This window comes from Pollutimonas bauzanensis (assembly GCF_040393045.1).
In the GTDB taxonomy this organism is placed as follows: domain Bacteria; phylum Pseudomonadota; class Gammaproteobacteria; order Burkholderiales; family Burkholderiaceae_B; genus Pollutimonas; species Pollutimonas bauzanensis_A.
Genome location: NZ_JBEBUX010000188.1, coordinates 1 through 5,491, shown reverse-complemented (window position 1 = coordinate 5,491; position 5,491 = coordinate 1). Strand labels below are relative to the sequence as shown.

General features: G+C 56.2%; 5 protein-coding genes. 1 reads left to right on the top strand and 4 read right to left on the bottom strand.

All coding sequences use genetic code 11. The features are described 5' to 3' along the window. The 4 genes from ABWO67_RS18880 to ABWO67_RS18865 all read right to left on the bottom strand — a co-directional run. Positions 1-1,028 (bottom strand): CaiB/BaiF CoA transferase family protein (locus ABWO67_RS18880; RefSeq protein WP_353154751.1); only part of this gene is annotated, 1,028 nt, incomplete at its 3' end. Between the two features lies 1 nt (position 1,029). Continuing rightward, on the bottom strand, positions 1,030-2,001 hold the full coding sequence (locus tag ABWO67_RS18875; RefSeq protein WP_353154748.1) for a Bug family tripartite tricarboxylate transporter substrate binding protein: 972 nt from the start codon (positions 1,999-2,001) through the stop codon (positions 1,030-1,032). A 102-nt stretch (positions 2,002-2,103) separates the two neighbouring features. Further along, on the bottom strand, positions 2,104-2,991 hold the full coding sequence (locus ABWO67_RS18870; protein ID WP_353154745.1) for a LysR family transcriptional regulator: 888 nt from the start codon (positions 2,989-2,991) through the stop codon (positions 2,104-2,106). A 13-nt stretch (positions 2,992-3,004) separates the two neighbouring features. Beyond that, a complete protein-coding gene (locus tag ABWO67_RS18865) occupies positions 3,005-3,682 on the bottom strand; it encodes a GntR family transcriptional regulator (protein ID WP_353154743.1) in 678 nt (225 codons plus the stop codon). 136 nt (positions 3,683-3,818) lie between these two features. Here ABWO67_RS18865 and ABWO67_RS18860 point away from each other — a divergent pair. Further along, positions 3,819-5,491: thiamine pyrophosphate-binding protein (locus tag ABWO67_RS18860; RefSeq protein ID WP_353154740.1), on the top strand; the 1,673-nt coding region annotated here is incomplete at its 3' end.

The following is a 5,491-nucleotide window of genomic DNA, read 5'->3' as shown; positions in this document are numbered from 1 at the left end:
TGGTCTATTTCCATGCACATGCGCCGATGCACGCCGTGCTCGCCCTCAAACGCTTCTGGATAAGTCAGTATGGGGCCGGCCGGGATCCCCGCAGCCAGTAGCGTTTCAATCCAGTCTTCGCTGTCGCGGGATGCGAATTCCTGTTCAAGCACATCGATGAGCGTTTCGCGATTCTTGAGCCGCAACGATATGGTGCCGAAGTCGGGATGATCGATCAGGTCTGGCCGCTGCAGCAGATTGCAAAGCTGGCTCCATAACTTCTGGTTGGTAGCCCCCATCACGAAATAGCCGTCACGCGCTTTCACTGCCTGATAAGGCGCACTCATTTTATTGCTTGTACCTGCTGGCTCAGGAGGCACGCCCGTACCCCAGTATTCAGACATATCCCAAATCGAGAACGCCATCGCCGCGTCAAACAGGGACGCGTCAATATGCTGACCCTCACCCGTCCTTTGAGCGCCAATATACGCCGAAAGCAACCCATACACCCCAAACAATGCACAGCCTATGTCTGCAACAGGCACCCCGGCCTTGACCGGCTTTTCGCCTTTGTAGCCAGTCACGCTCATGACGCCCGACATGGCCTGCGCCATCAAGTCAAAGCCAGGGCGGGACGCCCAGGGTCCACTTTGACCAAACCCGGAAATGCTCACGTAGACAATCTTCGGATTGACGGCCTTGATATGCTCGTAGTCGATACGCAGGCGCTGTACAGCCCCAGGGCGATAATTCTCGACGATGATATCTGCCGTCTTGGCGAGTTCGTAAAAAAACTCACGCCCCTCATCGCTTTTCAGATCCAACGTCAAAGAACGCTTATTGCGGTTCATATTCAGGAAGCCCATGCTGTCGGGCCCCTTCATCTTGAAACCCATAGCCCCGCGCGTTTGGTCGCCCCCCGGTGGTTCGACCTTGATGACGTCGGCGCCCATGTCCGCCAAGAGCATGCAGGCGAATGGGCCGGCCATGACCTGGCTAACATCCAGTACGCGTATCCCTTGCAGCGGCAAATTTTTGGCTTGTGTCATATCAACCTTCGTCCGTAATTTTCGCGGCAAGCACGACCTTGCCCCACTTTTCATATTCGTCAGCCATAAAAGCCGCAAACTGATCGACCGTGCCACCGCCGTCTTCAACACCATAACCATCGAAACGCTCGATGACGTCGGGCATCAGCAGTACTTTGTTGATATCGGCATTAATACTCAGCGCCAAATCTTTCGGCATGTCGGCCGGCCCGACGACCCCATACCAACTCGACGCGTCAAAGCCTTTGAAGCCTTGCTCATCCATCGTCGGCACGTCCGGGAACCCCTTGGCGCGTTTAATCCGGGTTTGCGCGATCGCATGCAGTTTTTTGCCTTTGACCTGCGCGGTGGCGGCTGTCATGGTGTCGAAGCTGAAGTCGATCTGACCGCCAATCAGATCCGTCTGCATGGGGCCGGAACCTCGGTACGGCACATGCATGCCTTGTACATTCGCTGCCATGTTGAACATTTCTATAGCCAGATGCTGCACAGATCCTGTGCCGGAAGAACCGAAAGAGATCGCTCCAGGGTCGTTCTTGCATAGCGCAACCACGTCAGCAACCGACGCGTCGCCGTGCTTGCTGCCGGTTACCAATACGTGCGGCGTGGCTCCGATCAGAGCAATAGGTGCGAAATCGCGCAAAGGGTCGTAAGAAACGGTCTTGAAAATATGCGGGGCGATGGCATGCGTATTCACATGCGCCATAAGCAGGTTTACGTCATTCGAGTAGCGCAGCTTCGAGAACATTTCAGCGGCCAACATACCGGTGGCGCCAGGTTTGTTTTCAATGATGACAGGGCGCCCCCAGAGTTCGCTAAGCTTCTGGCCCACAATGCGCGCAAACACATCGGTTCCGCCTCCGGGCGCCCAACCTACAGTAATCTTGATCGTGCCCTTGGGCAGCGTAGAACCCAGCACCCATGGCGAGGCCAGCAAAGCCGCTCCGCCCATGAGAAATGTACGGCGTTTCATGTTGTCTCCAGTCTTTTGATGTATGGCCTATTCTTGACTGTGTGAGACGCCGTGGCAAGACTCGCCTGGACATGCCTGGTTTCGCAATTCGCGAAACCGTCGCTAGCGCCCCGCGATCAAGGCATCAACCACATTCTGCAAGGCTTGCTGATGCACGTTGGCGTCAGTTACCGACAGCACATAGTGGCGCTCATGCCAGTCGCCTTCGATTTCCGCCGTAGTCAACGAGGGATCCGGGCGAAAGTCGTGCAAGACGTTCAGTGGCATCAGGCCGACACCCAGGCCATTGCGAACCAGGGCCAGCATGGTATCGAAGCCGCTTACGACAAAGGGGGACTGAAACAATCGACCGCGGCTATGGTAAGCCCGTTGCACGGCCGACAAAATGGCAGAGCCTTTGCCCAGTGCAATGATCGGTACATCAAGGACATCGTCAAGCGGCACTGGGTCTGCAGCAAACTTGAAGTAAGGACGACTGTAGACCAGCACCAACCGGTCTTTCCGGTAATCCAATCGCTCCAGCCCAAGAAAGCCGCTGGTCTTTTCATAGATGCCGATGTCGATGACCTTGTCGCGCAACAATTGCTGCACGATCTTGCTGTTTTCCTCGACCACCTGCACTGCGACACCCGGATGTTGTCGCTGTATGCGGGCGATATCTTTGGCCAGAAACTGAATTACGACTGTTTTCGGTGCGCCAATAATAATACGGCCGTCTCGCCCCTGGCTTATCGCCGTTGCGTCATCCTGCAGCCGAAGGATCAGGTTATCGATCTGCCGAATATGCTGCAGCAGCTTATTGCCCGATTCCGTAATCCTTACACCATGAGGTATTCGGTGAAATAGCTTGGTGCCGCATTGCTGCTCCAGGTCGCTAAGACGGCGCGACGCCGCCGCGACCGCAAGGTTGAGCTTGTCTGCCGCGCGCGAGATGCTGCCTTCGTCCGCAATAGCGAGCACCAGCTGAATCGTGATCGAGTCGATTTTCATGAAATAAACGGCATCACGACAGATAGATCTTGGCGAGGCCTTTGGTGATCGTTTCCACAATGCGCTCGCGGCGCATTGAGATATGAGAATTCAGGATATCTTGCGCACGATCCACATCGCGCGCGACAAGGGCCTCGACAATCTTCAAGTGTTCTTGCTGCGTGGAATCGCGGCCAACGTTTTCCATGTCGATCCAGCGCACAAAGCGCAGCCTTTCGTTCAGGCTGATCAACATGCGTTTCAATTCCGTATTCTTTGCCATGGCCGCGATGCGCAAATGAAAGCCCTCGTCCAGCTCGACCAGCGTTTCGGTCGAGGCACTGGCGGGGACATCCATGCTGGATTTCAAATAATCGGAAATTTCTTGCAGTTCGTCCGGGCTGGCGCGTTCAAAAGCCAGGCGAAGGCACTCGCGCTCTACCGCCATACGGGCTTCGTACAGGTCGGCCATTTCTTGTATTTCCAGCGGTTTTCGCACATAGCCACGGGATGATTCAATAAGCAGGCCTTCGCTCGCCAGCCGAGTCAAGGCTTCGCGAATAGGTGTGCGGCTGACGCCAAACTGCTCGGCCAGATCAAGCTCATTCAAGCGTTCGCCCGGCTTCATCTGGTAGGAAATTGCCATTTTCCGCAAGGCCACAAAAACGTCAGAGCCACGCCCGCGTTTGCCAGATTTACTTACCGAGATCATTGATGCGCTTTCCCACTTGAGTGTCATGTTCGCAAGTTTATGCTGAATAAGCCGAAAGTTTCCGGTCTATTTTTTCAGTATAACTTTATGTATACTGAAATGCATTATTGTGCGGCAAACTACTGCAAGGATACTTATGAGCAAGATGAACGGCGCCGATGCCTTGGTGCGGATGTTGCAACTGAATGGCGTAAAGCATATTTTCGGGCTCTGCGGCGATACAAGTTTGCCGTTTTACGATGCGTTGGCACGGCTGGATCACGGTATCGACCATATCCTGGCGCGCGATGAACGCAGCGCGGGATACATGGCCGATGCCTACGCTCGGGTCACTAATAAAGTCGGTGTGTGCGAAGGCCCAAGCGGCGGCGGCGCCACCTATTTGCTGCCAGGCCTGGTCGAAGCCAACGAATCTTCAATTGCCGTGCTGGGCATTACTTCCGACGTATCGGTGGGATCCCGCGGGAAATTCCCCTTGACCGAGCTTGATCAGCAGTCCTTATACCGGCCGCTGACCAAATGGAACGCCACCATCAATCGCGTCGAAGAAATCCCCGGCGCCGTGCGCGGCGCATTCCGCGCAATGACGACTGGCAAGCCCGGGGCCGCGCATCTTTGCCTTCCCTACGATGTTCAAAAGCACGAAGCCAACCCAGCCGACGTCTGGGCGCAAGAAGGTCACGACACCTTCCCGGCGATGCGCAGCGGCCCTAACCCCGCGGATGTCGAACAGGCCGCGGCCAAGCTGGTCGCCTCGAAAGCCCCCGTCATTGTTTGCGGTGGCGGTGTTGTCCTGTCGGGTGCTTGCGAAGCGCTGGACTTGCTGGCCACTACGCTGAACGCGCCAGTCTGCACTACCATCAGCGGTAAAGGCAGCCTGGCCGATATCCACCCCCTTAACGCTGGCGTCATCGGAGCGAACGGCGGCATCGAAGCAACGCGCGACGTCATCGCGGGGGCAGATTTGGTGCTGTTCATTGGTTGCCGCGCCGGGTCGACCACAACCGAGCATTGGCGCTTCCCGAATCGCGAAGTCCCTATCTTGCATATCGATGCCGATCCCATGGTCATCGGCACCAACTATCGCACTGATGTCGCCATGGTGGGCGACGCTTTGCTGGCACTGACCATGCTGAATGAAGCAGTGGCCGACCGTATCAGCCAACGTCCTGCGGCAGTGGCCGACGGCCGCGCCATCACGTTGGCTGCTCGTACGATCAAGCAGAATGCGCTTTTGTCATTGGCATCCCAAACCAGCACGCCGATCAAGCCGGAACGGGTGGTCGAGGCACTGAACCGCCTATTGCCAGAAAACGCGATTGTTGTGGCCGACCCCGGCACGCCCTGCCCTTACTTCTCTGCCTATTTCAATTCAAACAAACCAGGCCGTCACTTCATTACCAATCGGGCTCACGGCGCCCTCGGCTTTTCCTTATCGGCCGGCATTGGAGCCGCTTTCGGGCGGCCCGATGCGGTAGTGGTGTCCGTCATGGGCGATGGCAGCTTCGGCTTTACCTGCGGCGAAATGGAAACCCTCGTCCGGCGCAACATTCCGTTGAAAATGATTGTGTTCTCCAATAGCGTTTTTGGCTGGATCAAAGCCAGTCAACAAGAAGGCTACGAAGAACGTTATTTTTCCGTCGACTTCACCCGCACCAATCATGCGCGCGTGGCAGAAGCATTCGGCGTGAAAGCGTGGACCGTCTCCGATCCCACCCAATTGGACGCTGCACTTAAAGCCGCACTGGCCCACGATGGCCCGGCGCTTGTGGATGTCATTTCACAAGAGTTGCAGGATACTGCAGTGCC

Coding starts and splice junctions, on each gene's coding strand:
- ABWO67_RS18875 (WP_353154748.1), bottom strand. CDS start 2,001: ATGAAACGCCGTACATTTCTCATGGGCGGAGCGGCTTTGCTGGCCTCG.
- ABWO67_RS18865 (WP_353154743.1), bottom strand. CDS start 3,682: ATGATCTCGGTAAGTAAATCTGGCAAACGCGGGCGTGGCTCTGACGTT.
- ABWO67_RS18870 (WP_353154745.1), bottom strand. CDS start 2,991: ATGAAAATCGACTCGATCACGATTCAGCTGGTGCTCGCTATTGCGGAC.